Raw genomic sequence first — 25,538 nt, 5'->3', positions numbered from 1 at the left:
CAGGGATCTACACTTTACGGGTGACGGTTGCGCACTAAACCCGCAAAATGCAACGATTCCGGCAATTATCGACGACGGGTGTCACAAGCACCGTCGCTAAAGCCATCGTTCCAATCAGACTGGGCCTGCTGACTCTATGCGAATGCGCCTTATGTTACTGGGCGGCGGAAATGCCCTTGGGCAGGCGCTGATTCGCCTCGGTGCGGAAGAAGACATCGGTTTCCTCGCCCCCCGCCCGCCAGAAGACGGCTGGGATGCCGCGAGCCTGACGCAACTGCTCGACGATACCCGTCCGGATGCGTTGATCAACCTCGCCTACTATTTCGACTGGTTCCAGGCCGAAACCGTCAGCGAAAGCCGTCTGGCCGGGCAGGAACGCGCCATCGAACGGCTGGCCGAGCTGTGCCAGCACCACAACATCATCCTCGTGCAGCCTTCCAGCTATCGGGTGTTCGACGGTTCGCGGGCGACTGCCTACAGCGAAAAGGACGAGCCGGTGCCGCTGGGCCTGCGCGGTCAGGCGCTGTGGCGTATCGAGCAAAGTGTTCGCGCCACTTGCCCGCAACACGTGTTGCTGCGCTTCGGCTGGCTGCTCGATGACAGCCCTGAAGGCACCCTCGGGCGCTTCCTCGCCCGCGCCGAACAACCGGACGAATTGCTCATGGCCGATGACCGCCGGGGCAATCCGACTCCGGTGGATGACGCGGCACGGGTGATCATTTCGGTGCTCAAGCAACTCGATTGCGCGGCGCCGCTGTGGGGCACTTACCATTACGCCGGCCACGAAGCGACCACGCCGCTGGCGCTCGGGCAGGCGATTCTGACCGAGGCGCGCAGCCTGCATCAGTTGGCAATCGAAGCGCCGACCGCTCAGGCCCATGCCGCGCGGCCGGACGCCGCCGAGGAACCGCAACACGCGGTACTCGCCTGCAAGAAAATTCTGCACACTTTCGGGATCAAGCCCCGCGCCTGGCGCGCCGCACTCCCGGCTTTACTGGATAGGTTTTATCGTCATGGCTGAAGGCCCTGTTTTAATCACCGGCGGCGCCGGTTTCATCGGCTCGCACCTGACTGACGCGTTGCTCGCCACCGGCCACTCGGTGCGGATTCTCGATGATCTGTCGACCGGCAAACGCAGCAACCTGCCGCTGGACAACCCGAAGGTCGAATTGATCGTCGGTGACGTCGCCGATGCCGCGCTGGTCGCACATGTCATGCAAGGCTGCAGCGCCGTCGCGCATCTGGCGGCGGTGGCCTCGGTGCAGGCGTCGGTGGACGATCCGGTGAAGACGCACCAGAGCAATTTCATCGGCACCCTGAATGTCTGCGAAGCCATGCGCCAGGCCGGAGTGAAGCGTGTGCTCTACGCCTCGAGCGCAGCGGTGTACGGCAACAACGGTGAAGGCGAGTCGATCGACGAAGACACGCCAAAAGCCCCGCTGACGCCATATGCCTCGGACAAACTGGCCGGCGAGCACTACTTCGATTTCTACCGTCGTCAGCATGGTCTGGAGCCGGTGATCTTCCGCTTCTTCAACATCTTCGGCCCGCGCCAGGATCCCTCTTCGCCGTACTCCGGGGTCATCAGCATCTTCAGCGAGCGGGCACAGAAAGGCCTGCCGATCACGGTGTTCGGCGATGGCGAGCAGACCCGCGATTTCCTCTATGTCGAGGATCTGGTCGATGTGCTGGTGCAGGCAATCAACAAGCCTGAAGTGGAAGTGGGGGCGATGAACGTCGGCTGGAATCAGGCGATGAACCTCAAGCAGATGCTGCAAGCGCTGCAGGAAGTGGTCGGCGAGTTGCCCCCGGTCAGCTACGGCCCGGCGCGCTCCGGCGACATCCGTCACTCGCGGGCGAATAACGCGCGTTTGCTGCAACGCTTCAAGCTGCCAGAGCCGACGCCGATGCGTGTGGGGCTGGCGCGGTTGCTCGGCAAGTAGGTTTATCGCAGACATGAAAAAGGCGCCTTTTTACAGGCGCCTTTTTCACGGCCGGAATTTGTCGCTAATCCTGTGGCGAGGGGATTTATCCCCGATCGATCACGAAGTGATCGTCGTCAGTTCTAAGCCTGCTCACCCAAAGCCTCATTCACCACCACGTGAACGTTCCTGGTTGAATCTGCCTTAGAACTTGTAGCCCAGACCCACCATGTACACAAACGGATCGACATCGACATTCACCTTGGCACGAGTGCCCGGTGCCACCGCGTTGTTCTCGACGGTGGCGCGGGTGTCGATGTCGATGTAGCGCACCTGGGCGTTGAGCATGATGTTGTCGGTCAGCATGTAGTCAGCACCGACCTGCCAGGCCAGGCCCCAGGAGTTTTTCGCCTTGAAGTTGCTGAAGCCGTTGGACTGGGCTTCGCTGCCGACGTGCTCGTCGTAGATCCAGGTGTAGTTGATGCCGCCGCCGATGTAGGGCTGGAACGGCGATTTCGCATCCAGCGGGTAGTACACGACGCTGAGGGTGGGCGGCAGGTGTTTCAGGGTGCCGAGTTTGCCGTTGGCCGCTGGCAGCGCGGTGCCTTTGATCTTCACGTCATGCTCGAACGGCGAGGCCGCCAGCAACTCGATCCCGATGTTGTTGGTCAGCATGTAGGCGAAGTTCAGACCCAGTTGGGTGTCGCTGCTCATGGTCGCCTTGCCGCCCAGGTTGGTGCCGCTCAACGGACCCTGATCGACCTTGACATTGGAGCTGTCGGCCTTCGGGTTGACGGTGATCGCACCGGCGCGAACGATGATGTCGCCGGCTTCGTGAGCGTGGGCGAGCGGGGCTGCGAGCGCGAGGGCAAACAGCGAGGCGCTGAGCAAGGACTTGTTCATGGGGGCTCCAAAAGGACGTTAAAAATGTCTGATGTCCTATGGTATGAAGCCAACTGATACGGTCTTTTGACTCAGCTCAATGAAACAGTGATGCCCCGGTTTTTTGTGGAACCTTTGCCGACCCCTTCGCTGGCAAGCCAGCTCCCACAGGTTTCGTTGGTGTTCAAAAAATGGGTGAACGACTCGATCACTGTGGGAGCTGGCTTGCCAGCGAAGGGGCCATTAAAAACATCACAGAAGTGCCGGAATTACTCCGGCAGCTCATACACATAAATCTTGTCCGCCGCCATCTGATACCCGGCATCGGCCAGTTCGCTGGTGGACGCCTTGACCTGCAACGGTCCCTCGACCCAGTACGGCTGATACAGCTCGTCGAGCTTCACGCCCAGCTCGCTTTTCACATGCACGATCTGGTTCGACGGCGGTGGCGGCACGTGGATGCAGGCGCCGAAATACGGCACCAGCAGGAAGTCCGTAGTGCGTCCTTCTTCATTGACTTCCAGCGGCACGATGTAGCCCGGCAGGCGGATGTTCTGCCCGTCGAGACTTTGCACCACCGGCGCGTTGGGCATGTCCTGTTTCGCCGCTGGCGCCGACTCAGCCGAGAGCGCGTCGCCCATCTTCGACAGGTCGTGCAACGGCGTCATGTTCGGCACTTCCGGCGCGGCGTCCGGCGGGATCATCTCCGACCAGGTCAGGTCTTTCGGTGCCGCTGCCCACACGGGTAGGGCGACCAGCAACAGCAGCGCAAGCACAGCGCGGGGCATGGTGAACATCCTCATAAACGGATCGACAGGCCATCGGCCAAGGATTGGCGATACGCGCGCCAGGCCGGCACGCTGCCCATCAGCAGCGCGGCCGCCAGAATGCCACCGAGCAGCGTCCATTCATACTCGCTCGGCCACGCCAGCGGCAGATACAGCCCGTAATTGGCCTGCACGTAACCCTGCGCGGCGGCGATGCCGAGGTACAGCAACGCCAGTCCGGCGATTACGCCGGTCAGTGCCAGCGCGAAAGCTTCCAGCACCAGCAGACTCGCGATGTGCCACGGTCGTGCGCCGACCGAACGCAAAATCGCCATCTCCCGGCGGCGCTCGTTAAGGCTGGTGAGAATCGCCGTGAGCATGCCGATCAACCCGGTCAGCACCACAAACAGCGAGACCACAAACAGCGCCTTTTCAGCGGTGCTCATCAGGCTCCACAGCTCCTGCAAGGCCACGCCCGGAAGGATCGCCAGCATTGGCTCGCCCCGGTATTCATTGATCTCGCGTTGCAGGGCGAAGGTGGAAATCTTGCTGTTGAGGCCGAGCATGAACGCAGTGATCGCCTGTGGCGTCAGGTCCATGTTGCGTGCCTGATCCGCCGTGATTCGGCCGTTGCCGCGTGCCGGCACACCGTTGTGCCAGTCGATGTGAATCGCCTCCATACCGCCGAGGCTGATGTGCAGCGTTCGATCTACTGGCGTGCCGGTGCGCTTGAGAATGCCGACCACGGTGAACGGTTTGTCATCGTGCTTGACCAGACTGATTGCCGCTACGCCGTGGGCCAGCACCAGTTGGTCGCCGAGCTTGTAATGCAGCGCTTCGGCGACTTCGGCGCCGAGCACCACTTCGAACGGGTCGGTGGCGAAGGCACGGCCGTCGGCCAGTTCCAGATGTTGCTGACGACCGTACTGGTAATGCTCGAAATAGGCTTCGGTGGTGCCCATCACCCGGTAGCCGCGATGGGAGTCGCCGAGGGACATCGGGATCGCCCACTTCACTTTCGGGTTGCTGGCGAAATGTTCGAAGCTGTCCCAACGGATGTTGTTGGTCGCGTTGCCGATGCGGAACACCGAGTACAGCAGCAGGTTCACCGAACCGGAGCGAGCGCCGACGATCAGGTCGGTGCCGCTGATGGTGCTGGCGAAACTGGCTTTGGCCCCGGTGCGCACGCGCTCGACCGCGAGCAACAGGCACACCGACAGGGCAATGGCGAACGCGGTGAGCAGGGCGGTAAAGCGGCGGTTGGCCAGACTGGCCATGGCCAGACGAAACAGATACATCTCAGACCTCGGCAGACGTGGCGGCGCGATTGAGTTCGGCCAGGGACAGGTGACGGTCGAACAGCGGCGCCAGGCTCTGGTCGTGGCTGACGAACAACAGGCTGGAGCCGGCCTCGCGGCATTCGGCGAACAGCAGACGGATAAAGTTTTCCCGGGCGTCGTAATCCAGCGCCGAGGTCGGTTCGTCGGCGATCACCAGTTCCGGTTGGCCGATCAAGGCCCGGGCGGCGGCGACCCGTTGCTGCTGACCGATCGACAGCGAATCGGCGCGACGACCGAGGATGCTTTCATCTTTCAGGCCCAAGTGGGCGAGCAGGGTGGCGGCGGCCTGGTCGACGCTGCCGTGGCGCTGTTTCGCTCGCTCGGCACGCAGCCTGGAGAAGTGGCAGGGCAACTCGACGTTCTCGCGTACCGAAAGAAACGGCAGCAGGTTGAATTGCTGGAAGATGTAGCCGGTGTGATCGACACGAAAGCGGTCGCGGGCGCCGGCACCGAGTTCGGTCAGTTCCTGGCCGAGCAGGCGAATGCTGCCGCGCCCGGGTTTCTGCACGCCACCGAGCAGGCCGAGCAGGGTGGTCTTGCCACTGCCGCTGGGGCCTTTGAGGAACAGGGTTTCGCCCGGTTCCAGGCGAAACGCCGGGATGTCCAGCAGCGGCGGGTGACCGGGCCAGTTGAAGCCCAGGTCGGACAGTTCGATGAGTGCTTGGGTCATGGCACCAGTTTCATGAAGTGAACACGTAACCCCTTGTGGGAGCGGGCTTGTCGGTGTGATCAGAATTTCAGGGCAGCCGCCTTGGCCGTCACTTCCGTACCCTGCTGGCCGCTCGGGCCGATCAGTTGTACCTGAATTTTCTGAGTGGCCGGGAAGGTATTGAAGACGTTCGCCAGATCCAGCGTCTTCAAGGCACCTGGTGCAGCGCAACTGAATTGGTAGTGTGCGTGGATTTCGCTGTGATCGTGATGATGCGCTTCACCGCCCTTGGCATCTTCGTCGTGGTCATCATCGTCATGCTCGTCGGCAGCCGGTTTGTCGCCGAACAGCGGGCTTTCCAGTTCCTGGCTGGTGACCTTGCAACCGGCGGCGGCTGGCAGGCTGAACAGCGCCAGCGGGTTTTCCAGTTTGGTGCGCGCGGCCACGACTTTGGCTTTGTCGGCGTCGCTGGCGGCGGCGTGTTCGAAGCCCACCAGGTTCATCGCCGGGCTTTCCAGTTCCAGCTCCAGGGTCTGGCCGTCGAGTGCGGCGTTCAGTCGGCCTACACCGTGTTCGTGGGCCCCGAGGCTGCCGTGCTCATGGTCATGATCGTGCTCATCGGCGGCATGGGCGATGGCCAGCGGCAACAGGGCAAACGGCAAAGCGAGGAGCAGACGACGCATGACGGTCTCCGGGAAGTAAAGTGAAGAGTTTGTTATGTAATCTTATAACGAAAGTCCGCAGAGTTTGCCCGTGCGCTTGGCGTTGCACAAGTCCCGTGGGAGCATGCAGGTCAGAAATGTGCAGGAGCGAAGCAGATGTTGCGGATACGCGGAACCGTCGGCGCGACGCCGGTGGATTTGACGGTGGAGCTGGATGACAGCGATTGGGTGAAGCTCGGCGCAGCCCTTGGCGCGCAGCCGCAGGGTGATCAGCCTGAAGCGGCATTGAGCACGCCGGCAGTGAAGCCACTGAACCAGGACGATGCGTTGTGGCAGGTCGCGCAGGATCTGTTGCGCAAGGCCGGGCAACTCAGCGGGCCAGATCTTCTGGGGCAGCTTGAGGGATTGACCGGCAGCGCGGCCGCAGGCAAACGCCTGCTGGTGCGCTTGCGCCACAGTTCACAGGTGAAAGTGGCGAGCGGCGGCGATACGCCGCTCTACAGCTGGGTCGAGTGAGCGGTTAGTACAGCGCAGCGAAGACCTTGCGCCGGTAAGCGGTCACCAGCGGATGATCGTTGCCCAGCAGTTCGAACACCTGCAGCAACGTCTTGTGCGGCAACCCTTCGCCGTAGCTACGGTTACGGATGAACAGCTTGAGCAACGCCTCCAGCGCCGCTTCGTATTGCTGACGCGCCAGTTGCTGGATCGCCAGTTGATACACCGCTTCGTCGTCTTGCGGATCTTTGGCCAGACGCGCCTTGAGGTCGGCAGCATCCGGCAGATCACGGGCAAGTCCCAGGAACTTGATCTGCGCCTTGGCCCCGGCCAGTGCAGCCTTGTGCTCATCGCTCTTGACCGCGTCGAGCACGGCTTGCGCTTCGTCCAGTTCGCCGCGTTCGGTCAGGCAACGGGCGTAGAGGATCAGCGCCTTGGCGTTGCTGTTGTCTTCGGTGAGCATCACCACCAGCGCCGCTTCCGCGTCAGCGAAACGCCCTTCATCGAACAGCGCCTGCGCCTGTTCGAACGGATCGGCGGCGGCCGGCGGCGGCATTTGCACATGCGGCTCAAGCAACGCGCGCACTGCGGATTCCGGCTGCGCACCGGCAAAACCGTCCACCGGTTGACCGTCCTTGAACAGCACCACGGTTGGCAGGCTGCGGATGCCGAAGCGGGCGACGATGTCCTGTTCTATGTCGCAGTTGACCTTGGCCAGCAGCAGTTCGCCCTGATAGCTCTCGGCAATGCCTTGCAGCATCGGCATCAACGCCTTGCACGGCGCACACCACTCGGCCCAGAAATCCACCAGCACCGGTTTGTTGAAGGAGGCTTCGATCACCGACTGGTCGAAATCGGCAGTCGTGGCGTCGAAGATGTACGGCGTTTGCTGACTCATGGGGGATCTCGTAAAAGCGTGGATGTGGCAACTATACGGCTTGGCGGGGTGTGGCCGGAAGCGGTCAGTCTTTGAGAGGTGTGTTGCCTGCCAGAATGCTTTCGCGAGCAGGCTCGCTCCCACATTTGGAATGCGTTACCCCTGTGGGAGCGAGCCTGCTCGCGAAGCTTTTAGTCACGCCGCGCATGGTAAAGACTGACATGTCTGAACTCTTCCGGCTCCGCCAGATCCGGCAAGGTCATCGCCTCAAGCATTTCGATCCGCTCATACAGCGGATGACGAAAATCCCGAACCCGCGAATCCGCCACCAGCGCCTCACGGCCACGGCTGAGAAATGCATCAAGCAGTGGCAGGTTCTCGCGGTCGTAGAGCACGTCCGCCACCAGAATCAGGTCGAAGCGATCAGCCTCGGCAAAGAAGTCCGTCGAATAACTCATCTGCACATCATTGAGTTCAGCGTTGGCCCGACACGCAGCAATCGCCAGCGGATCCAGATCACAGGCCACCACTTCCGACGCCCCGGCCTTGACCGCCGCAATCGCGGCGATGCCGGAGCCGGCGCCGAAATCCAGCACACGCTTGCCACGCACCCATTCGGGAAACTCCGCCAGATAACGCGCCACCGCCAGGCCGCTGGCCCAGCAGAAACTCCAGTAGGGCGGTTCGTGGAGGATGCGCCGGGTTTCATCCGGGCTGAATTCGCGATCCATGTTGTCGCCGTCGATCAGCCACAACTGCAAATCGGTGCCCGGTAACGCACAGGCCTTGAGCCGCGCATCACCGAGCAATTCACCCAGCGCCTGTTGCAGGTCGAGCGGTACGGTCATGGTGCTTTGACAAATTGCAGCTGGCCCAGCGCCTGTGTGGTCGGCTGGGTGATGGTTTGCGACGGCAGGTGCAGGATCAACTGGCCCGATTGCGTGGCACGACCGCGCAGCTCAACCCGTGCGCCGGCCGGAAATGACTCCGGATTGAAGCGCAGGCGAAATGGCAGGATCTGGTTGTTGCCGATCAGGCTGGAACTGGCGAGCAGTTGTTGCGGACGCGATTTTTCATCGATCACCAGCAGCGCCAGTTCGACTTCGGCCCCGGCCGGCACGCCTTGCAAGGTGCCGCTCAGTTCCCGTTGATAGGCAGGCAGCGGACCAAGATCAGCGGCCTCGCGGGCTTTTTTCTGCGCCTGTTGCGGCGCCGGGCCTGGTGTTGGCGGTTGCGGTTTGGGTTTATCGCTACCGCAGGCCACCAGCAGGGCGAAAAGACTGAGCAAAACGAGCGGTCGTAGCGACATTGGCAGCTCCAGAAAATGAAATCCGTGGATCAAACGATCATGGCAGTCTGTATACCGCAAACCCTATGGCTTGTCTTGCCACCGGGATGCGCTACCATGGCCCTCCCTTTTTTTGTTGCCAGCCACCATGCACTGTCCCTTCTGCGGTGCCAACGACACCAAGGTCATCGACTCGCGTCTGGTCGCCGAGGGCGAACAGGTGCGCCGCCGGCGTGAATGCCTGGCCTGCGGCGAACGTTTCACGACATTCGAGACGGCCGAACTGGTGTTGCCGCGCCTGATCAAAACCGACGGCAGCCGCCAACCGTTCGACGAAGAAAAACTCCGCGCCGGCATGCAACGCGCCTTGGAAAAACGTCCGGTGAGCGTCGAGCGTCTCGAATCCTCCCTGGTCCACATCAAGCACAAGCTGCGCGCCACCGGCGAGCGCGAGGTCAAATCCCTCGTGGTCGGCGAACTGGTGATGGCCGAGCTGCAAAAGCTTGATGAAGTCGCCTATATCCGTTTCGCTTCGGTATACCGACGCTTTCAGGACCTCAACGAGTTCCGCGAAGAGATCGACCGCCTCGCCCGCGAACCGGTGAAAGAATGACCAGCGCCGCCGAGCAGGCGATCCTCGACGCCCGTTTCATGGCACGCGCGCTGGAACTGGCGCGCAAGGGCCACTACACCACCCATCCCAATCCCCGGGTTGGCTGCGTGATCGTCAAGGACGGGCAGATTGTCGGCGAAGGCTTTCACGAGCGTGCCGGCGAACCCCACGCTGAAGTCCACGCCCTGCGTGCTGCCGGTGAGCTGGCCCGAGGCGCCACGGCTTACGTGACCCTTGAGCCGTGCAGCCACCATGGCCGCACGCCGCCGTGCGCCGATGCGCTGGTAAATGCCGGAGTTGCCCGGGTGGTCGCCGCGATGCGCGATCCGAATCCGCAGGTCGCCGGGCGTGGCTTGCAGCGTCTGGCTGATGCCGGTATCGCCATCGAAAGCGGCGTGCTGGAAGCTGAAGCACGTCAACTCAATCAAGGTTTTCTGAAACGCATGGAACACGGCTTGCCGTTCGTGCGGGTCAAGCTGGCCATGAGTCTCGACGGTCGTACGGCGATGGAAAGCGGCGAAAGCCAATGGATCACCGGCCCAGCGGCGCGTTCCGCCGTGCAGCGTCTGCGCGCGCAGGCTGCAGTGGTGCTGACCGGGGCCGACACCGTGCTGGCCGACGGTGCGCGCCTGACCGTGCGCGCCGACGAACTGGGTCTGGATGCCGAGCAAACCGCACTGGCCATGAGCCGTCCGCCGCTGCGGGTGCTGATCGACGGGCGCCTGCGGGTGCCGCTGGATGCGCCGTTCTTCAAGGCCGGCCCGGCGCTGGTCGCCACCTGCATGGCGGTCGAAGAGCAATACGCCAATGGCCCGGAGTGTCTGATCGTGCCGGGGGATGACGGTCAGGTCGATCTGCGTCAACTGCTGATCGAACTGGCCAACCGTGGCGTCAACGAAGTGCTGGTCGAGGCCGGCCCGCGTCTGGCCGGCGCGTTTGCCCAGCGCGGTCTGGTCGACGAGTTCGTGATCTTCATCGCCGGCAAGTTTCTCGGTTCCACAGCGCGGCCGCTGCTGGACTGGCCGCTGGCCTATATGAAGGACGCTCCGGAGTTGAAAATCACTGAAATCCGCGCGGTTGGCGATGACTGGCGAGTCACTGCGACGCCAGTCGTTTCGGCGAGCGTATAATTCCCGGCCATCGCCTTAGCGCTGGCTTCGTTCTCAAGGAGAACCCCATGTTTACCGGCATCATCGAATCCATCGGCAGTATCCGTGCACTGACCCCCAAGGGCGGTGATGTGCGGGTGCATGTCGAAACCGGCAAGCTCGACCTGAGCGACGTCAAACTCGGCGACAGCATCGCCGTCAACGGCGTGTGCCTGACCGCGGTTGAATTGCCGGGCAACGGTTTTGCTGCTGACGTCAGCCGCGAAACCCTCGATTGCACCGCGATGAATGACCTGAAAAGCGGCAGCCCGGTCAATCTGGAAAAAGCCCTGACCCCGACCACCCGTCTCGGTGGACACCTGGTCAGCGGTCACGTCGACGGTGTCGGCGAAGTGGTGTCGCGCAGCGACAATGCCCGCGCCGTGGAATTTCGCATTCGCGCGCCGAAAGAACTGGCCAAGTACATCGCCCATAAAGGCTCGATCACCGTCGACGGCACCAGCCTGACCGTGAACGCGGTGGATGGAGCCGAATTCCTGCTGACGATCATTCCGCACACCCTGAGCGAAACCATCATGGCCTCCTACAAGCCAGGCCGCCGGGTGAACCTGGAAGTCGATTTGCTGGCGCGTTATCTGGAGCGTTTGCTGTTGGGCGACAAGGCTGCAGAGCCGACGTCCGGTGGTATCACTGAAAGCTTTCTGGCCGCCAACGGCTACCTCAAATCCTGACTGAAGGGGGTGCCTTGTGGCGCTCAATAGCATCGAAGAACTGGTTGAAGACATCCGCCAAGGCAAGATGGTCATCCTCATGGATGACGAAGACCGCGAGAACGAAGGCGACCTGATCATGGCCGCCGAATGCTGCAAGGCCGAGCACATCAACTTCATGGCCAAGCACGCCCGTGGCCTGATCTGCATGCCGATGAGCCGCGAGCGCTGCGAGCTGTTGAAGCTGCCGCTGATGGCGCCGCGCAACGGTTCCGGTTTCGGCACCAAGTTCACCGTGTCGATCGAAGCCGCCGAAGGCGTCACCACCGGTATCTCCGCCGCCGACCGTGCGCGCACCGTGCAAGCGGCTGCGGCCAAAGATGCCAAGGCTGAAGACATCGTCAGCCCGGGCCACATCTTCCCGCTGATGGCCCAGGCTGGCGGTACGCTGGCCCGTGCCGGTCACACCGAAGCCGCCTGCGACCTGGCGCGCATGGCCGGTTTCGAACCAAGCGGTGTGATCTGCGAAGTGATGAACGACGACGGCACCATGTCCCGTCGCGCCGAGCTGGAAGCGTTCGCCGCCGAACACAACATCAAGATCGGCACCATCGCCGACCTGATTCACTATCGGATGATCCACGAACGTACCGTTCAGCGGATTGCCGAGCAGCCGCTGGACAGCGAACTGGGCCAATTCAACCTGGTGACCTATCGTGATTCGGTGGAAGGCGACGTGCACATGGCCCTCACGCTGGGCACTGTCTGCGCCGAAGAGCCGACCCTGGTGCGCGTGCACAACATGGACCCGCTGCGCGACCTGCTGATGGTCAAGCAACCGGGCCGCTGGAGCCTGCGCGCCGCGATGGCTGCGGTGGCCGAGGCCGGCAGCGGTGTGGTGCTGTTGCTCGGGCACCCGCTTGATGGCGACGTGTTGCTGGCGCACATCCGCGAAACTGCTGATCAGGCGGCGGTGAAAAAACCGACCACCTACAGCATCGTCGGTGCCGGTTCGCAGATCCTGCGTGACCTCGGTGTGCGCAAAATGCGCCTGATGTCGGCACCGATGAAATTTAATGCGATATCCGGTTTCGATCTGGAAGTTGTAGAATACGTGCCCTCCGAATAATGACCCGGTTTTTCCGGCATTGTTGACATGGATTCTTGTGGTGAGGGGATTCATCCCCGATGGGCTGCGCAGCGGCCCCTGTTTTGGGACTGCTACGCAGTCCATCGGGGATAAATCCCCTCGCCACAGCTAATATCACTGAGGGATGCGTACGAGACGCGTCCCGGCTCTTTAAGAGATCTGACGAATGACCCTGAAGACCATCGAAGGTACCTTCATCGCCCCTAAAGGCCGCTACGCTCTGGTAGTGGGCCGTTTCAACAGCTTCGTGGTTGAAAGCCTGGTCAGCGGTGCAGTTGATGCCCTGGTTCGCCACGGCGTGAGCGAAAGCGACATCACCATCATCCGCGCACCTGGCGCCTTCGAAATCCCGCTGGTTGCGCAGAAAGTCGCCCAGAAAGGCGAGTTCGCAGCCATCATCGCCCTCGGCGCGGTCATTCGTGGCGGCACTCCGCACTTCGAATACGTGGCAGGCGAGTGCACCAAGGGTCTGGCCCAGGTGTCCATGGAATTCGGCGTACCGGTCGCGTTCGGCGTCCTGACCGTTGACTCCATCGAGCAAGCCATCGAACGTTCCGGCACCAAGGCCGGCAACAAAGGTGCTGAAGCTGCCCTGTCCGCTCTGGAAATGGTCAGCCTGCTGGCGCAGTTGGAGGCCAAGTGATTAGCGACGATAGCGATCGTTTCAACCCGCGCGATCCGAAACCTGCGGATGCCGGCAAGCCATCGAAGAGCGCCAAGCGCCGCGAAGCCCGTCAGCTCGCGACTCAGGCCCTGTATCAGTGGCACATGGCCCGGCAATCGCTGAACGAGATCGAAGCGCAGTTTCGCGTTGATAACGATTTCACCGATGTCGATGGCGCCTACTTCCGCGAGATTCTGCACGGGGTTCCGCAGTTCAAGAGCGAAATCGACACCGCGCTCAAGCCGTGCCTGGACATCGAGATCGAAGAGCTGGACCCGGTTGAACTGGCGGTTCTGCGCCTGTCCACCTGGGAACTGCTCAAGCGCGTCGACGTGCCGTACCGCGTGGTCATCAACGAAGGCATCGAGCTGGCGAAAGTCTTCGGTTCGACCGACGGCCACAAGTTCGTCAACGGCGTACTCGACAAGCTGGCTCCGCGCCTGCGTGAAGCTGAAGTGAAGGCGTTCAAGCGCTGATACGCGCTTGAGACCTCATGGGCGAGTTTGAGCTGATCCGCAATTTCTTCGCCGCCGCGCCTTGTGCGCAGGGCGGCGAGGGCGTTGCTCTGGGGATCGGCGATGACTGCGCCTTGCTCGCCGTTCCCCCCGGGGAACAGCTGGCGATTTCCACCGATACGCTGGTGGCCGGTGTGCATTTCGCCGACCCTTGCGATCCGTTTCTGCTCGGTCAGCGCTCGCTGGCCGTCGCGGTCAGCGACCTGGCCGCCATGGGCGCTACGCCCGTTGCCTTTACCCTTGCCCTGACTGTGCCGACGGTGACCGCCGATTGGCTGCAAGCCTATGCCCACGGTTTGAACCGCATGGCGCAGGGCTGCGGCATCGCGCTGGTCGGCGGCGACACCACGCGCGGGCCGTTGAGCCTGACGGTGACCGTATTCGGTCGCGTACCGGTCGGGCAGGCCTTGACCCGCAGCGACGCACAACCGGGCGATCTGCTCTGTGTTGGCGGTGAGCTGGGCAATGCCGCCGGGGCGTTGCCGCTGGTGCTTGGCCAGCGCGAGGCCGAAGCAGATATCGCCCAGCCGTTGCTCGATCATTACTGGTCGCCGCAACCGCAACTGGCGCTAGGTCAGGCCTTGCGTGGCAAGGCCACATCGGCCCTCGACATCTCTGACGGCCTGCTCGCCGATTGCGGGCATATCGCTCTGTCCTCGGGGGTTCGCCTCGAAGTTGAACGCGAGCGCGTACCGTTGTCCGATGCTTTAGTGGCGTTTCTCGGTCAGCGCGGTGCCGAACGGGCGGCGTTGAGCGGCGGCGACGACTATGTGCTGGCCTTCACGCTACCGTCCGTCGAGTTGCCGGCGCTGCTGGCCGATGGTTGGCCGATCCATGTGATCGGGCGTGTGGCGCAGGGCCAGGGTGTGGTGCTGCTGGATCGCGAAGGACACGACATCACCCCGCAAATCCGCGGTTATCAACATTTTCAGGAGACACCGTGACAGATCACCCGAAACAGGTTCCGGCCGAATTCGTTCCGCCGTCGGTCTGGCGCAATCCCTGGCATTTTCTCGCGTTCGGCTTTGGCTCCGGCACCTTGCCGAAAGCACCGGGCACGTGGGGTTCGTTAGTTGCGCTACCCTTTATCCCGTTGTGGCAGATGCTGCCCGACTGGGGTTACTGGCTGATGCTCGGGATCACCATGCTGTTCGGCTTCTGGCTGTGCGGCAAGGTGGCCGACGATCTGCGGGTGCACGACCACGAAGGCATCGTCTGGGATGAAATGGTCGGGATGTGGATCACCCTGTGGCTGGTGCCGGAAGGCTGGTACTGGTTGCTCGCGGGGTTCCTGGTGTTCCGCTTCTTCGACATTCTCAAGCCATGGCCGATTCGCTGGATCGACCGGCATGTCCACGGCGGCGTCGGCATCATGCTCGACGACGTGCTGGCCGGCGTGTTTGCCTGGCTGGCGATGCAGGGGCTGGTGTGGATTTTCGCCTGATCCGGATCGTCAGGGTTAAGTGAGGAAACGAGGGATGGCTCGACGCTGGCTGGCGCTTGTGTTTTTGACCTTGCTGGGCACTGTTGCCAATGCGCAGGAAGCTGCGCCGACGCCCGCGGTCATCCATCTGGCCAGCGAAGACTGGGAAGACTACACCGCCGCCGACGGCCATGGCCTGGGCTGGGACGTGCTGCGCAAGGTGTTCGAACCGGCCGGGGTGAAGCTCGACATCCGCACTGAACCCTATACGCGCTCCGTCGGTCTGGCCGAGCGCGGCGAAGTCGATGCCTGCGTCGGTTCGTATAAAAACGAGGCCAGCGACCTGCTATACCCGCGCTGGAACTTCGACACCGATCACATCTACGCCCTGGGCCTGGCGAGCAATCCGTCACCGACCCCGGAGACCCTCGGCAACTATCGCCTGGCGTGGGTACGCGGTTACGACTATCAGGATTATTTGCCCAATGTGCGCAACTACAATGAGGTCGTGCGGCGAACCGGGATCCTGTCGATGCTCACCCACAACCGTGCGGACTATTACATCGATGCCTTGACCGAAATCGATTACGTGCTTGGCCGGGCCAAGGATCCGACGCAGTTTCGCAAGACCCCAATCGCCGAATTGCCGCTGTACCTGTGCTTTGCCGACACGCCGCAAGCGCGCACACTGATGGCGCTGTTCGACAGGCGCATGGAGCAATTGGTCAAGAGCGGGGAACTGAAGCCGGTTTTCGAGCAGTGGAAGCAGCCGTATCCGTTTGATTCAAACTGACGCACTGATCTTGCGTCCAACACCGCCCCCCCTGTGGGAGCGAGCTTGCTCGCGAACGCGGTGGTTCAGCCGGCCTAGTGATCGACTGACACGACGCCTTCGCGAGCAAGCCCGCTCCCACAGGGATCTGCAATGGCCGGGTGTTATCAAACTTTTTGATCGTTATGCCCGATAATTCAGCCTAAGCGTCTGCAGGAACCTGCTGTTACAATGCCGGCCTGCGAATCTTCAGACTTTTAGATCAGGAGCACACCGGTGCCTGTCGTTTTTGTCGCCGCTTCCAAGCTGCCAACGCCTTTTGCACAATTCACCATGCACGGTTTTCTCGATGAGGCCACCGGCCGCGAGCACGTTGTGCTGAGCCTGGGTGATTTCGCCGACGGTGCCCCGGTGCTCGGCCGGTTGCACTCCGAGTGCCTGACCGGTGACGCGCTGTTCAGTCAGCGCTGCGACTGCGGGTCGCAACTCGAAGCGGCGCTCAAGGCCATCGCCCGTGAAGGCCGTGGCGTGCTGCTGTACCTGCGTCAGGAAGGTCGCGGCATCGGTCTGCTGAACAAGATCCGCGCCTACGAGTTGCAAGACGGCGGCGCCGACACCGTTGAAGCCAACGAGCGTCTGGGGTTTGCCGCCGATCAGCGTGACTACGCCATGTGCCTGCCGATGCTCGAGCATCTGGGCGTGAAGTCGCTGCGTCTGATGACCAACAACCCGCGCAAGGTCAAAGCCCTGACCGACATGGGCATCGTCGTTGCCGAGCGTGTGCCGCTGCACACCGGTCACAACCCGCACAACAAACTGTACCTGGCAACCAAGGCCAGCAAGCTCGACCACATGATGGGCAACGAGCATCAGGGCGAGGTAGACCGCGCGTGACCCGCGGTCAGGTGCGACGCCGCCTGGCGGTCGACTGGTGGAAGTATCTGGCGTTGGCGCTGCTGCCGCTGTTTGTCCTGAACCTGCTGTTCGGTCAGGGCGAGGGCATTGTGCCGGTGCTGACCATGCCATTGTTCATCGCCGGCGTTGCGTCGATGTTTGTCAGCCTGAAGTTCTTCGGGCGCTACAAACACGCGCTGATCGCCACGCAGAAAGCCCTCGACACCCCTGATGAACCGGCGGCCTGGATTGCTTTGGCCACCCAGCGCCGTAGTGCATTGCTCGCGGCATCGTTGCCGGCATGGATCGGTGCGCTGGCGGTGTTCGTCGGTCTTGAAGCCGTACCGCTGATGTTGCTGGCGCTGTCCACGGCCGTGCTGTTCTACCTCTACCGTATCCCGCGTCAACTCGGCTGATGCGTCGTCTGTGGCTGGCGGTTCTGCTGCTGGCCTGCGCCGGCCCGGTGCTGGCGAGTCTGCGGGTGGTTAGCCTCGCGCCTTCTTTGTCAGAAATCGTTATCGAGCTGGGCTCGGCTGATTTGCTGGTTGGCGTGCTCGATGCTGGCGAGCGTCCTGCGGAACTCAAGGATGTCCCGTCAGTTGGCCACTACGGTCAGCTGGACATGGAACGCCTGCTCAGCCTGAAGCCTGATTTGTTGTTGCTGTGGCCCGGCAGCGTCGGCCCGGCGCAACGCGATCAACTCAAACGCCTGAATATCCCGACTTACGTCGCCGAGCCGCACAGTCTCGAACAACTTTCTGCACAGATCGAATCTATTGCCGCGCAACTAGGCCGGCCTGAGCGCGGAGTGAAACTGGCGGCGCAACTGCGCAAGAAACTCGATGACCTGCGCCAGCGCTATCGTCGGGACACGCCGCTGAACGTGTTTTATCAAGTCTGGGACAAACCGCTGTATACCGTCGGTGGCGGGCAGATCATCAGCGATGCGCTCGAAGTCTGCGGCGCACGCAATGTGTTTGCCGACCTGAGTGTGCCAGCGCCGCAGGTGAGTATCGAGGCGGTGTTACAGCGCGATCCGCAGGTGATTCTGGCTGGCGATCAGGCGCAGCTTGATGCGTGGAAAGCCTGGCCGCAGGTAGCAGCAGTGAAGCAGGGGAAACTACTGTTGATTACCGATAAAGGCCTTGAGCGCCCAAGCGGCCAAATGATCGATGCCACCGCCAAACTCTGCCAATTGATCGCGCCTGACCGCTGAAGCCGGGGGTGACTTCTTCGCGAGCAGGCTCGCTCCCACAGGGGATTGCATTCCAAATTGTGGGAGCGAGCCTGCTCGCGAAGGGGACAGTCAAATCAGCGAAGATTCAGATCAAAGCTGGGGAGTCCAGGTGACCCCAAACATCCAGACTCGACCTTCCTCGCGATAGCCATACTGGCTGCCGTCATAGCTGTAATTCGCCCGGCTGTAGCCTTTGTCGAAAACGTTATCGACCTTCAGATCCAGCTTGATCTCGCGGTTCAGCGCCCAACTGCTGCGCAAGCCGAACAAGGCGTAGCCACCCAGCGGGGTTTCATTTTTCAGATCGTCATAACTGTTGCTGACAGCCTGCCAACTCGCACCGACGCCGATCTGGTCAAACTGCCGATCCAAATCCCAGCTCAATGTACGCCGCGCACGACGCGCCAACGTGTGCCCGCTATCGCGATCACGCGGGTCGATAATCGCCACACCGAGATTGCTCTGCCAGCCGAACAGTTCCTGTTTCAGCGCCGCTTCAAAGCCATTGATCCGCGCCGAGGCCACGTTCTCCGGGCGTGAGTTGCTGCCAAAGATGATCGCGTCTTGCAGATCAGTGCGGTAAATCGACGCCTCCAGCCGACTGCTATCGCTCAACTGACTGCGCCATTGCAGCTCGTAGCTTTTCGAGGTTTCCGGCTTCAGATCAGGGTTGCTGAAGTCCGGGTAGTACAGGTCGTTGAAGGTCGGCGCGCGGAAGCCTTCGCTGTAGCTCAGCAACAGATCGTTGTCCGGGTTCAGCGGCAGGGTGAAGGTGCCGCTCCAGGTGTTCTGGCTACCGAATTGCTGGTTGTCGTCGTGGCGCAGACCCAGTTCGGTGGAGAAGCTGTCGGCCTGATAACGATGCTGGATGAACGCGGCGCGGTTCCAGCGGCTGTCTTCATTGAACGCGGTGCTGCTGTTGACCCGGTCTTCGTACCAGTCGCCGCCGAGGATCAGGCTGTTGCGCGCATCCAGAGTCAGGTCGTTCTGCCAGTTCACCGAATCGCGATAGGTATTGAACACCGTGCGCTCGTCGCTGAGCTTGTCGAAGGTTTTCTCGCGATTTTCGCTGTGACCGAATTCGACGCGGGTTTTCCAGATTTCGTTGACCCGGGCATCGACGTAGCTGCTGACACTGCTGACGTTGAAGTCGCTGTAAGGCTGCTGTTGCACCGACTCGAAAGTAGTCGTATCGAAGCGGCCGAACGGGTTGTCGAACTCGCTTTTGCCACGGTTATCCAGCAGGTTGGCGCCGACTTCGATGTCATCGGTCAGTGCATGGCTGAGACTCAGGCTGACGGATTGATTGCGATAGGCATCTCGATCGCTGTCGCTGGGGTATGACTCATGAGTACGGTCGAGGCCGGCGGTGTCATCGAGGCTGGCGCCGAGGTTGAAGCGGGTCTTGTCATCGCCACCGGACAGGCCGAGGCTGCGTTCCCAGGTCTGGTTGCTGCCGAAGCCGACGTGCAAGCGCGGCTGCAGGCCTTGCTCGGTGCCGCGGCGGGTGAAGATCTGGATCACCCCGCCAATCGCATCGCTGCCGTAAATCACCGAGCGCGAACCGCGCAACACTTCCACGCGTTCGATCTGGTCGATGTTCAGGTGCTGCAGATTGCTGTCGCCGGAGGTCGAACTGCCAATGCGCTGGCCATCGACCAGCACCAGACTCTGCGCCGATTGCGTGCCGCGAATGTAGATCCCCGGCAGGCTACCGCGCCCACCGGCCTGCGCCACTTGCACACCCGGCACCCGCTGCAGCAGATCGGTGACGCTGCCCGGTTGCAGGCGGTCGATGTCTTCGCGGGTGAACACGGTGTTAGCGGCGCTGCTGTCGTTGCGCGCTTCGACCTGGCGGTTGGCGCTGATCAGCGTGTCGGGCAGCTTCAGCGCTTCGTCGCGTTCGAAGGTGTCGGCGAGGGCGCTGGCGGCTGGCAGCAGGAGAAAGGGCAGGGCGAGGCGCGAGAGGTTCATCGGTGTTCCCGTGGGTATTTCTGATGTACACAAATCAAATGTGGGAGCGGGCTTGCTCGCGAAGGCGGTGTATCAGTCCACTCATCATCGACTGATCCGACGCCTTCGCGAGCAAGCCCGCTCCCACATGGGTATTGCGTGTTACTTGTTGAGCAGTTCCAGGCGCTCACGAATCGAAGCTTCGATTCCCGCTTCGTCCAGCCCGCACTCGGCCAGCATCTGCGCGGGTTTGGCGTGCTCGACGTAGATGTCCGGCAAGCCCAGATGCAGCATCGACTTGAGGATGTTCTCGCGCGCCAGGAACTCGCTGACCGCGCCACCGGCACCGCCCATGACCGCGTTCTCTTCGATCGTCACCAGCAATTCGTGGTTGCCGGCGATTTCGCGCACCAGTGCCTCATCCAGCGGCTTGACGAAGCGCATGTCGACCACGGTCGCATCCAGCTTCTCGGCGACTTTCAGCGCTTCGGTCAGTTGCACGCCGAACACCAGCAGGGCGACTTTGCTGCCCTGGCGGCGGACGATGCCCTTGCCGATTTCGATCGGCTCGAGATCCTTGTCGATGGTCGCGTTCGGGCCGGTGCCGCGCGGGTAACGCACCGCCGCCGGGCCGTTGTACAGGTGGCCGGTGGTGAGCATCTTGCGCAGTTCGTTTTCATCGCTCGGGGTCATGATGACCATGCCCGGAATGCAGCGCAGGTACGACAGATCGAAGCTGCCGGCGTGAGTCGGGCCGTCTTCGCCCACCAGACCGGCGCGGTCGATGGCGAACAGCACGTCGAGGTTCTGCACCGCGACGTCATGCACCAACTGGTCGTAACCGCGTTGCAGGAACGTCGAGTAGATCGCCACCACCGGTTTGGCGCCTTCGCAGGCCATGCCGGCGGCGAACGTCACGGCGTGCTGTTCGGCAATCGCAACGTCGAAGTAGCGCAGCGGGAAACGTTCGCTGAACGCCACCAGGTCCGAGCCTTCCTTCATCGCCGGGGTAATCCCGACCAGGCGCGGATCAGCCGCGGCCATGTCGCACAGCCATTCGCCGAACACCGCCGAATACTTCGGCCCTCCGGCCTTTTTCGGCGCAGCAGCCGGGGCGTCGACCGGCTCGAGCTTGGTGATCGCGTGGTAACCGATCGGGTCGACTTCCGCCGGGGCGAAGCCTTTGCCTTTCTTGGTGACGATGTGCAGGAACTGCGGGCCCTTCAGATCGCGCATGTTGCGCAGGGTGGCGATCAGGGTCGGCAGGTCGTGGCCGTCGATCGGGCCGATGTAGTTCCAGCCCAGCTCTTCGAACAGGGTGCCGGGCACCAGCATGCCTTTGGCGTATTCTTCGGTGCGGCGGGCGATTTCCCAGGCGCCGGGCAGGCGCGACAGGACTTTCTTGCTGCCCTCACGCATGCTCGCGTAAGTGCGGCTGGACAGGATCTTCGCCAGATAATTGGACAGGCCACCGACGTTGCGCGAGATCGACATGTCGTTGTCGTTGAGGATCACCAGCATGTTGGCGTTGACTTCCGGCGCGTGGTTCAGCGCCTCGAAGGCCATGCCGGCGGTCAGCGCGCCGTCACCGATCACCGCAATCGCCTTGCGATCGCTGTTCTGCAGGCGGGCGGCAATCGCCATACCCAGCGCGGCGCTGATCGAGGTGCTGGAGTGGCCGACGCCAAAGGTGTCGTACTCGCTCTCGGCGCGACGCGGGAAGGCGGCGATGCCGTCCTTCTGACGCAGGGTTTCCATGCGCTGGCGGCGACCGGTGAGGATCTTGTGCGGGTACGCCTGATGACCCACGTCCCACACCAGCCGGTCATCCGGGGTGTCGAAGACGTAATGCAGCGCGATGGTCAGCTCGATGACGCCCAGGCCGGCACCGAAATGCCCACCGGTCTGGCCGACCGTGTAGAGCAATTCCAGGCGCAACTCATCGGCCAGGGTTTCCAGCTCGGCTTCGCCTAACCGGCGCAGGCCGTCCGGCGTGTTCGCGCGGTCGAGCAGGGGCGTGGTCGGGCGCTTGCGGGGAATCTCATGAAACGTCGTGGGCATCAGGCGAATCGTTATAGGTATAGAAGAGGCGGCAGTTTACCTGATGCTTCGCCCCCTGCCCACGCGTTGCTCTTTTTTGGCAGGTTGGCGTTCAGTTACGCCGCTCGACGATATACCGGGCCAGGTCGCGCAAAGGCTCGGCTGCCGCGTCAAACGGTCGCAGCGCGTGCAGGGCCTGATCGCGCAGTTCAAGAGCATAGCGCTTGGCCGCTTCCAGCCCCAGCAGGGCCGGGTAGGTCGGCTTGTCGCGGGCGATGTCGGCGCCTTGGCGTTTGCCAAGGGTTTCGGTATCGCTTTCGACGTCGAGAATGTCGTCCTGCACCTGGAAGGCCAGACCAATGGCCTGTGCATAAATCTGCAGAGCCTTGAGTTCATCCTGCTCGGCACGGCCGCTGGCCAGGGCGCCGAGCTTGACGCTGACTTCGATCAGCGCGCCGGTCTTGTGTCGGTGCATCTGCTCCAGCGCTTGCTGATCCAGCTTCAGACCGACCGAACCGAGGTCGATGGCCTGACCGCCGACCATGCCTGCCGGGCCGGCCGCGTGCGCCAGCGCCGTGACCTGTTGCAGACGGATGTCAGCGTCGAGGTTGCTCAGACGCGGGTCGAGCAGGGCGCTGAAGGCCAGGCTCTGCAAGCCGTCACCGGCGAGAATCGCGCAGGCTTCGTCGAATTTCTTGTGGGTGGTGGGCTGGCCGCGACGCAGATCGTCGTCGTCCATCGCCGGCAAATCGTCGTGTACCAGCGAATAAGCGTGGATCAGCTCCACCGCGCAAGCCGCACCGTTGGCTTGCTCAGCCTTGCCGCCCAGCGCTTCGCACGCAGCGTAGGCGAGTAGCGGACGTACGCGTTTGCCGCCGATCATCACGCTGTAGTGCATCGCCTCATACAGGCGCGACAGCTCCGGCAGCGGAGCCTTGAAGAGGATTTCCAGTGCCGCATTGACCCGCGCCTGGCTGGTCGCCGAATACGCCGCAATCATTCTGGCTGTTCCGCGTCGAAGGGTTCCTCGGCGAGTTCGCCATCGCGCTCCAGCAGCACTTGCACCTTCTGCTCGGCCTGGGCCAGCGCTGCCTGGCAGTCACGGGTCAGACCGATGCCCTGCTCGAAAGCGGTCAGCGAGTCTTCCAGCGACAATTCACCGTTCTCCAGACGCTCGACCAGTGTTTGCAGGTCGGCGAGGGACTGTTCGAAATCCAGTGCAGCTTTTTTGCGGGCCATGGCGGCGATTTCCGGTTGACGTTAAACCGGCGCGACACTAGCAGATAGGGGGTTTATGGGCAAATGAGTGGGCCGACGGACAAGGGTGTCAGTCGGTCGAGTCACCCGGATATTGAATCTGATACCGAGTGCTCCGCCCCCCGCCCGGAAGACGTTGCAGGCAGCCTTTTTCCAGCAGTTCCGCCAGATGTCGGGTGGCCGTGGCTTTGGAAACCTTGGCCACACTCTGGTATTGCGCTGCACTGATACCGTGCTCGAAACCACGCTCACCACCGTCGAGCAAACGATTGAGCACTTTGATCTGCTCCGCCGACAGCCCGGATTCGCGGTGCGCCTGCCAGAAGCGTGATTTTCCCAACACACTTTCAATCCGCGCAATGGCCTGTTGCAGACTGCGCAGTAAGGTTTGCAGGAACCATGTGAGCCAGTCGGTAATGTCCAGCGTGGCTTTCTGACTGGATTCGAGAATCCGGTAATAGCCCGCACGATCATCGAGGATGCTGGCGGACATCGCATAAAAACGAATCGCCTGCGCTTCGCTCTGAGCCAGTGCCAGATCGGTAAGGGTGCGAGTCAGGCGTCCATTGCCGTCGTCGAACGGATGCAAGGTGACGAACCAGAAATGTGCGATGCCAGCTCGCAAGAATGGATCGAGGCCTGCCTGTTGCCGACTGGCGTCGAACCACTTGAGAAAACTGTCGAGTTGCCGCTCAAGGCCTTGTCGCGGTGGCGCCTCGAAGTGCACGGTCGGACGGTCGATTCGCCCTGAAACCACCTGCATCGGCTCATCGCCGCGTAATGCGCCGACATTGATTGCACGCGAAAGGAAACCACTCTCCTGTTCTGGAAACAGCCATGAATGCCATTCCAGCAATCGTTGCAGTGTCAGCGGTTCGGCAAAGCGTTGAGTGGCATCGAGCATCAGTTGCGCGAGCCCTTCGCTGCGCTTGCTGACGTTGTCGCCATCAGGCGATTCCAGCCCCAGGCGTCGTGCCAGTGAAGAACGCACGGATTCAACATTCAATTGTTCCCCCTCGATGGCCGAGGAGGTCACGATGTTTTGCAGCAACGCGTCCAGTTCAGTCTGAGCGCTCAATGAATTGCCCACTGATCCCGCCATGCCCATCAATTGTCCCTGCGCCTGAACGCATTCGCGCAACAGCGCAGTGAGACGCTCTGCCTGCCAGTTGAAGTCGGGCCAGTCGGGCTGCTGCCAGATCCAGTGAGTTGCCATGAAATGCCATTCCTGAGTGCGTGAGCCGAATAGAAACGCTATTCGGCTCATTTCGTGAGCCGAATATGACGCCTATTCGGCTCATCGTCCACCCGAGGGCGTGATTCCTACCGCATTTCAAGATGTATCCGATTGTTAAAAAACTGCCGAATCGCTAATCTTCGCGCCTTCTACGACCCGCTAGTCACGGGGTCTTTCAGACGAAACGCAGTTTCCACCGCTGTGAAGTACCGAGGATCGGGTGCAAGGTTTCGTTCAGGCATGGCAGGAGGCATTACATGCGTTCATTTCTTTGGCTGCTGATCGGTTTGGCCTGCGCGCCTGCGCTGTGGGCGGCGCCGATTGCCGAGCTGTCTGAGCCATCCGGTGGCTGGCGTTACAACGGTCTGCTCGACCGCAGTGAAAACCCGCAAGTCGCCTACCCCACGCCGCCGATCGATCGCGGCATTCAGCGCAATCGCACGATGATTCAGGGCCAGCTCAAGGCCATCGGCAATCAGCGCGGGCCGCACACGCTGGCGGTCAACGGCAATCCATTGAATCTGTACACCGACGATGACGGGCGGTTCGCCCGGCCCTATGCGTTCGGCGCCGGTTCCAACAGTGTCGAAGTGCGCAGCGCCGAGGGGCAGTCGCTCAAGCGCGTGCAGTTCTATGAAGCGAATAACCTGCGCACGCCGGCGAAGATCCGTGTGGTGCTCGGCTGGGACGATCCCAAGGCCGAGCTCGACCTCCACATCATCACCCCGGACGGCCAGCATGCGTTTTTCGCCCACACGGCGTTGACCAACGGCGGCGGTCTGGACCCGGATGGTGTCGATGGCCCCGGCCCGGAAATGTTCACCATGACCGCGCCGCTGCATGGCACCTATCTGGTTTACGTCAACTATTGGGGCAACTTCGGCGACGGCGGCTATAACTTCGAGGAGGCCAGCAATCAGAACGAGGTCATCACCTCGCAAATCACGCTGGTGCTCAACGAAAACACGGTCGACGAAAAACGCGAAACATTCATCGTGCCCCTGCGGGCGATCGGTGATCTGCTGCTGGTCAAGACTTTCAACTATTAAGCATCCCGCTCCACGGATGAACTTCGGGTTTTG

Annotated in this window: 29 protein-coding genes; 16 read left to right on the top strand and 13 right to left on the bottom strand. The window is 62.0% G+C overall.

Annotated features, from left to right (window positions below):
• Window positions 1–136: 136 nt before the first annotated feature.
• Together QRN61_RS13575 and pgnE are read left to right on the top strand one after the other, a co-directional pair.
• The gene (locus QRN61_RS13575) at window positions 137–1,021 is read left to right on the top strand and encodes a sugar nucleotide-binding protein (RefSeq protein WP_027612945.1); all 885 of its coding nucleotides are present in this window, start codon (window positions 137–139) and stop codon (window positions 1,019–1,021) included.
• Window positions 1,014–1,943 (top strand): UDP-N-acetylglucosamine epimerase PgnE, encoded by a 930-nt coding sequence (pgnE, locus tag QRN61_RS13570; RefSeq protein ID WP_285374003.1) that lies wholly within the window; start codon window positions 1,014–1,016, stop codon window positions 1,941–1,943. The genes QRN61_RS13575 and pgnE overlap by 8 nt, the downstream gene beginning before the upstream one ends.
• Before the next feature lie 183 nt (window positions 1,944–2,126).
• Here the strand turns inward: pgnE and QRN61_RS13565 are convergent, their stop codons facing one another.
• The 5 genes from QRN61_RS13565 to QRN61_RS13545 form a co-directional block, all read right to left on the bottom strand.
• Window positions 2,127–2,825 (bottom strand): OmpW/AlkL family protein, encoded by a 699-nt coding sequence (locus QRN61_RS13565; protein WP_027612943.1) that lies wholly within the window; start codon window positions 2,823–2,825, stop codon window positions 2,127–2,129.
• A gap of 248 nt (window positions 2,826–3,073) precedes the next feature.
• Complete coding sequence (locus QRN61_RS13560; RefSeq protein ID WP_047296927.1) at window positions 3,074–3,592, bottom strand: DUF3299 domain-containing protein; 519 nt, start codon at window positions 3,590–3,592, stop codon at window positions 3,074–3,076.
• 11 nt (window positions 3,593–3,603) lie between these two features.
• Complete coding sequence (locus QRN61_RS13555; RefSeq protein WP_285374002.1) at window positions 3,604–4,869, bottom strand: ABC transporter permease; 1,266 nt, start codon at window positions 4,867–4,869, stop codon at window positions 3,604–3,606.
• Between the two features lies 1 nt (window position 4,870).
• Entirely contained in the window at window positions 4,871–5,581 is a 711-nt protein-coding gene (locus tag QRN61_RS13550; protein ID WP_003228669.1) for an ABC transporter ATP-binding protein, read from the bottom strand.
• 59 nt (window positions 5,582–5,640) lie between these two features.
• Window positions 5,641–6,243, bottom strand: a complete 603-nt coding sequence (locus tag QRN61_RS13545; RefSeq protein WP_027612940.1) for a DUF2796 domain-containing protein — start codon at window positions 6,241–6,243, stop codon at window positions 5,641–5,643.
• 135 nt (window positions 6,244–6,378) lie between these two features.
• Here QRN61_RS13545 and QRN61_RS13540 point away from each other — a divergent pair, with 135 nt between their 5' ends.
• A complete protein-coding gene (locus QRN61_RS13540; protein ID WP_285374001.1) occupies window positions 6,379–6,738 on the top strand; it encodes a hypothetical protein in 360 nt (119 codons plus the stop codon).
• A 4-nt stretch (window positions 6,739–6,742) separates the two neighbouring features.
• On the opposite strand, the gene trxA is transcribed toward QRN61_RS13540, so the two are convergent.
• The 3 genes from trxA to QRN61_RS13525 form a co-directional block, all read right to left on the bottom strand.
• The gene (gene trxA, locus QRN61_RS13535; protein ID WP_285374000.1) at window positions 6,743–7,615 is read right to left on the bottom strand and encodes a thioredoxin; all 873 of its coding nucleotides are present in this window, start codon (window positions 7,613–7,615) and stop codon (window positions 6,743–6,745) included.
• Between the two features lie 170 nt (window positions 7,616–7,785).
• Window positions 7,786–8,442 (bottom strand): class I SAM-dependent methyltransferase, encoded by a 657-nt coding sequence (locus QRN61_RS13530; protein WP_145598376.1) that lies wholly within the window; start codon window positions 8,440–8,442, stop codon window positions 7,786–7,788.
• A complete protein-coding gene (locus QRN61_RS13525; RefSeq protein ID WP_098965824.1) occupies window positions 8,439–8,903 on the bottom strand; it encodes a YbaY family lipoprotein in 465 nt (154 codons plus the stop codon). The genes QRN61_RS13530 and QRN61_RS13525 overlap by 4 nt, the downstream gene beginning before the upstream one ends.
• Window positions 8,904–9,030: 127 nt before the next feature.
• Here QRN61_RS13525 and nrdR point away from each other — a divergent pair, with 127 nt between their 5' ends.
• From nrdR to QRN61_RS13465, 12 genes are all read left to right on the top strand, one after another.
• Complete coding sequence (gene nrdR / locus QRN61_RS13520) at window positions 9,031–9,495, top strand: transcriptional regulator NrdR (protein WP_003228656.1); 465 nt, start codon at window positions 9,031–9,033, stop codon at window positions 9,493–9,495.
• Window positions 9,492–10,625, top strand: a complete 1,134-nt coding sequence (ribD, locus tag QRN61_RS13515) for a bifunctional diaminohydroxyphosphoribosylaminopyrimidine deaminase/5-amino-6-(5-phosphoribosylamino)uracil reductase RibD (protein ID WP_285373999.1) — start codon at window positions 9,492–9,494, stop codon at window positions 10,623–10,625. Before nrdR ends, ribD begins: the two co-directional genes overlap by 4 nt.
• A gap of 47 nt (window positions 10,626–10,672) precedes the next feature.
• On the top strand, window positions 10,673–11,335 hold the full coding sequence (locus QRN61_RS13510; protein ID WP_007955571.1) for a riboflavin synthase: 663 nt from the start codon (window positions 10,673–10,675) through the stop codon (window positions 11,333–11,335).
• 16 nt (window positions 11,336–11,351) lie between these two features.
• On the top strand, window positions 11,352–12,443 hold the full coding sequence (gene ribBA, locus QRN61_RS13505) for a bifunctional 3,4-dihydroxy-2-butanone-4-phosphate synthase/GTP cyclohydrolase II (protein ID WP_007966103.1): 1,092 nt from the start codon (window positions 11,352–11,354) through the stop codon (window positions 12,441–12,443).
• 187 nt (window positions 12,444–12,630) lie between these two features.
• Window positions 12,631–13,107 carry a 6,7-dimethyl-8-ribityllumazine synthase gene (gene ribH, locus QRN61_RS13500; RefSeq protein ID WP_003228649.1) on the top strand — a complete coding sequence of 159 codons (477 nt, stop codon included), beginning with the start codon at window positions 12,631–12,633 and terminating at the stop codon, window positions 13,105–13,107.
• A complete protein-coding gene (gene nusB, locus QRN61_RS13495; protein ID WP_041074513.1) occupies window positions 13,104–13,604 on the top strand; it encodes a transcription antitermination factor NusB in 501 nt (166 codons plus the stop codon). The genes ribH and nusB overlap by 4 nt, the downstream gene beginning before the upstream one ends.
• A gap of 17 nt (window positions 13,605–13,621) precedes the next feature.
• Window positions 13,622–14,587: a thiamine-phosphate kinase gene (gene thiL / locus QRN61_RS13490; protein WP_285373998.1), complete on the top strand. Its 966-nt coding sequence runs from the start codon at window positions 13,622–13,624 to the stop codon at window positions 14,585–14,587.
• Window positions 14,584–15,087: a phosphatidylglycerophosphatase A family protein gene (locus tag QRN61_RS13485; RefSeq protein WP_007910933.1), complete on the top strand. Its 504-nt coding sequence runs from the start codon at window positions 14,584–14,586 to the stop codon at window positions 15,085–15,087. Before thiL ends, QRN61_RS13485 begins: the two co-directional genes overlap by 4 nt.
• A gap of 34 nt (window positions 15,088–15,121) precedes the next feature.
• Window positions 15,122–15,859, top strand: coding sequence for a substrate-binding periplasmic protein (locus QRN61_RS13480; protein ID WP_285373997.1), 738 nt, complete (start codon window positions 15,122–15,124; stop codon window positions 15,857–15,859).
• A gap of 255 nt (window positions 15,860–16,114) precedes the next feature.
• Window positions 16,115–16,732, top strand: coding sequence for a GTP cyclohydrolase II (ribA, locus tag QRN61_RS13475; protein WP_027612931.1), 618 nt, complete (start codon window positions 16,115–16,117; stop codon window positions 16,730–16,732).
• Window positions 16,729–17,148 carry an MFS transporter gene (locus tag QRN61_RS13470; RefSeq protein ID WP_285373996.1) on the top strand — a complete coding sequence of 140 codons (420 nt, stop codon included), beginning with the start codon at window positions 16,729–16,731 and terminating at the stop codon, window positions 17,146–17,148. Before ribA ends, QRN61_RS13470 begins: the two co-directional genes overlap by 4 nt.
• The gene (locus tag QRN61_RS13465) at window positions 17,148–17,948 is read left to right on the top strand and encodes a cobalamin-binding protein (protein WP_285373995.1); all 801 of its coding nucleotides are present in this window, start codon (window positions 17,148–17,150) and stop codon (window positions 17,946–17,948) included. Before QRN61_RS13470 ends, QRN61_RS13465 begins: the two co-directional genes overlap by 1 nt.
• Window positions 17,949–18,059: 111 nt before the next feature.
• Here QRN61_RS13465 and QRN61_RS13460 read toward each other — a convergent pair whose 3' ends face one another.
• From QRN61_RS13460 to QRN61_RS13440, 5 genes are all read right to left on the bottom strand, one after another.
• Window positions 18,060–19,943, bottom strand: coding sequence for a TonB-dependent receptor domain-containing protein (locus QRN61_RS13460; RefSeq protein WP_285373994.1), 1,884 nt, complete (start codon window positions 19,941–19,943; stop codon window positions 18,060–18,062).
• A 141-nt stretch (window positions 19,944–20,084) separates the two neighbouring features.
• Entirely contained in the window at window positions 20,085–21,983 is a 1,899-nt protein-coding gene (gene dxs / locus QRN61_RS13455) for a 1-deoxy-D-xylulose-5-phosphate synthase (protein WP_027612927.1), read from the bottom strand.
• 91 nt (window positions 21,984–22,074) lie between these two features.
• Entirely contained in the window at window positions 22,075–22,962 is an 888-nt protein-coding gene (gene ispA, locus QRN61_RS13450) for a (2E,6E)-farnesyl diphosphate synthase (RefSeq protein WP_285373993.1), read from the bottom strand.
• Window positions 22,959–23,201, bottom strand: coding sequence for an exodeoxyribonuclease VII small subunit (locus QRN61_RS13445; RefSeq protein ID WP_003228627.1), 243 nt, complete (start codon window positions 23,199–23,201; stop codon window positions 22,959–22,961). The genes ispA and QRN61_RS13445 overlap by 4 nt, the downstream gene beginning before the upstream one ends.
• A gap of 88 nt (window positions 23,202–23,289) precedes the next feature.
• Window positions 23,290–24,435 (bottom strand): Fic family protein, encoded by a 1,146-nt coding sequence (locus QRN61_RS13440; RefSeq protein ID WP_027612924.1) that lies wholly within the window; start codon window positions 24,433–24,435, stop codon window positions 23,290–23,292.
• Between the two features lie 278 nt (window positions 24,436–24,713).
• Here QRN61_RS13440 and QRN61_RS13435 point away from each other — a divergent pair, with 278 nt between their 5' ends.
• On the top strand, window positions 24,714–25,505 hold the full coding sequence (locus tag QRN61_RS13435) for a YfaP family protein (protein WP_285373992.1): 792 nt from the start codon (window positions 24,714–24,716) through the stop codon (window positions 25,503–25,505).
• Window positions 25,506–25,538: the final 33 nt, after the last annotated feature.

The organism is Pseudomonas sp. lyk4-TYG-107, from assembly GCF_030209055.1.
GTDB lineage: Bacteria > Pseudomonadota > Gammaproteobacteria > Pseudomonadales > Pseudomonadaceae > Aquipseudomonas > Aquipseudomonas putida_A.
This window is presented reverse-complemented; position numbering and strand designations above follow the sequence as displayed.

What these genes read in the sequence shown, in the direction of transcription:
- QRN61_RS13575 (WP_027612945.1), top strand. Translation starts at nt 137, where the DNA reads ATGCGAATGCGCCTTATGTTACTGGGCGGCGGAAATGCCCTTGGGCAG.
- pgnE (WP_285374003.1), top strand. Translation starts at nt 1,014, where the DNA reads ATGGCTGAAGGCCCTGTTTTAATCACCGGCGGCGCCGGTTTCATCGGC.
- QRN61_RS13565 (WP_027612943.1), bottom strand. Translation starts at nt 2,825, where the DNA reads ATGAACAAGTCCTTGCTCAGCGCCTCGCTGTTTGCCCTCGCGCTCGCA.
- QRN61_RS13560 (WP_047296927.1), bottom strand. Translation starts at nt 3,592, where the DNA reads ATGCCCCGCGCTGTGCTTGCGCTGCTGTTGCTGGTCGCCCTACCCGTG.
- QRN61_RS13555 (WP_285374002.1), bottom strand. Translation starts at nt 4,869, where the DNA reads ATGTATCTGTTTCGTCTGGCCATGGCCAGTCTGGCCAACCGCCGCTTT.
- QRN61_RS13550 (WP_003228669.1), bottom strand. Translation starts at nt 5,581, where the DNA reads ATGACCCAAGCACTCATCGAACTGTCCGACCTGGGCTTCAACTGGCCC.
- QRN61_RS13545 (WP_027612940.1), bottom strand. Translation starts at nt 6,243, where the DNA reads ATGCGTCGTCTGCTCCTCGCTTTGCCGTTTGCCCTGTTGCCGCTGGCC.
- QRN61_RS13540 (WP_285374001.1), top strand. Translation starts at nt 6,379, where the DNA reads ATGTTGCGGATACGCGGAACCGTCGGCGCGACGCCGGTGGATTTGACG.
- trxA (WP_285374000.1), bottom strand. Translation starts at nt 7,615, where the DNA reads ATGAGTCAGCAAACGCCGTACATCTTCGACGCCACGACTGCCGATTTC.
- QRN61_RS13530 (WP_145598376.1), bottom strand. Translation starts at nt 8,442, where the DNA reads ATGACCGTACCGCTCGACCTGCAACAGGCGCTGGGTGAATTGCTCGGT.
- QRN61_RS13525 (WP_098965824.1), bottom strand. Translation starts at nt 8,903, where the DNA reads ATGTCGCTACGACCGCTCGTTTTGCTCAGTCTTTTCGCCCTGCTGGTG.
- nrdR (WP_003228656.1), top strand. Translation starts at nt 9,031, where the DNA reads ATGCACTGTCCCTTCTGCGGTGCCAACGACACCAAGGTCATCGACTCG.
- ribD (WP_285373999.1), top strand. Translation starts at nt 9,492, where the DNA reads ATGACCAGCGCCGCCGAGCAGGCGATCCTCGACGCCCGTTTCATGGCA.
- QRN61_RS13510 (WP_007955571.1), top strand. Translation starts at nt 10,673, where the DNA reads ATGTTTACCGGCATCATCGAATCCATCGGCAGTATCCGTGCACTGACC.
- ribH (WP_003228649.1), top strand. Translation starts at nt 12,631, where the DNA reads ATGACCCTGAAGACCATCGAAGGTACCTTCATCGCCCCTAAAGGCCGC.
- thiL (WP_285373998.1), top strand. Translation starts at nt 13,622, where the DNA reads ATGGGCGAGTTTGAGCTGATCCGCAATTTCTTCGCCGCCGCGCCTTGT.
- QRN61_RS13480 (WP_285373997.1), top strand. Translation starts at nt 15,122, where the DNA reads ATGGCTCGACGCTGGCTGGCGCTTGTGTTTTTGACCTTGCTGGGCACT.
- QRN61_RS13465 (WP_285373995.1), top strand. Translation starts at nt 17,148, where the DNA reads ATGCGTCGTCTGTGGCTGGCGGTTCTGCTGCTGGCCTGCGCCGGCCCG.
- QRN61_RS13460 (WP_285373994.1), bottom strand. Translation starts at nt 19,943, where the DNA reads ATGAACCTCTCGCGCCTCGCCCTGCCCTTTCTCCTGCTGCCAGCCGCC.
- dxs (WP_027612927.1), bottom strand. Translation starts at nt 21,983, where the DNA reads ATGCCCACGACGTTTCATGAGATTCCCCGCAAGCGCCCGACCACGCCC.
- ispA (WP_285373993.1), bottom strand. Translation starts at nt 22,962, where the DNA reads ATGATTGCGGCGTATTCGGCGACCAGCCAGGCGCGGGTCAATGCGGCA.
- QRN61_RS13445 (WP_003228627.1), bottom strand. Translation starts at nt 23,201, where the DNA reads ATGGCCCGCAAAAAAGCTGCACTGGATTTCGAACAGTCCCTCGCCGAC.
- QRN61_RS13440 (WP_027612924.1), bottom strand. Translation starts at nt 24,435, where the DNA reads ATGGCAACTCACTGGATCTGGCAGCAGCCCGACTGGCCCGACTTCAAC.
- QRN61_RS13435 (WP_285373992.1), top strand. Translation starts at nt 24,714, where the DNA reads ATGCGTTCATTTCTTTGGCTGCTGATCGGTTTGGCCTGCGCGCCTGCG.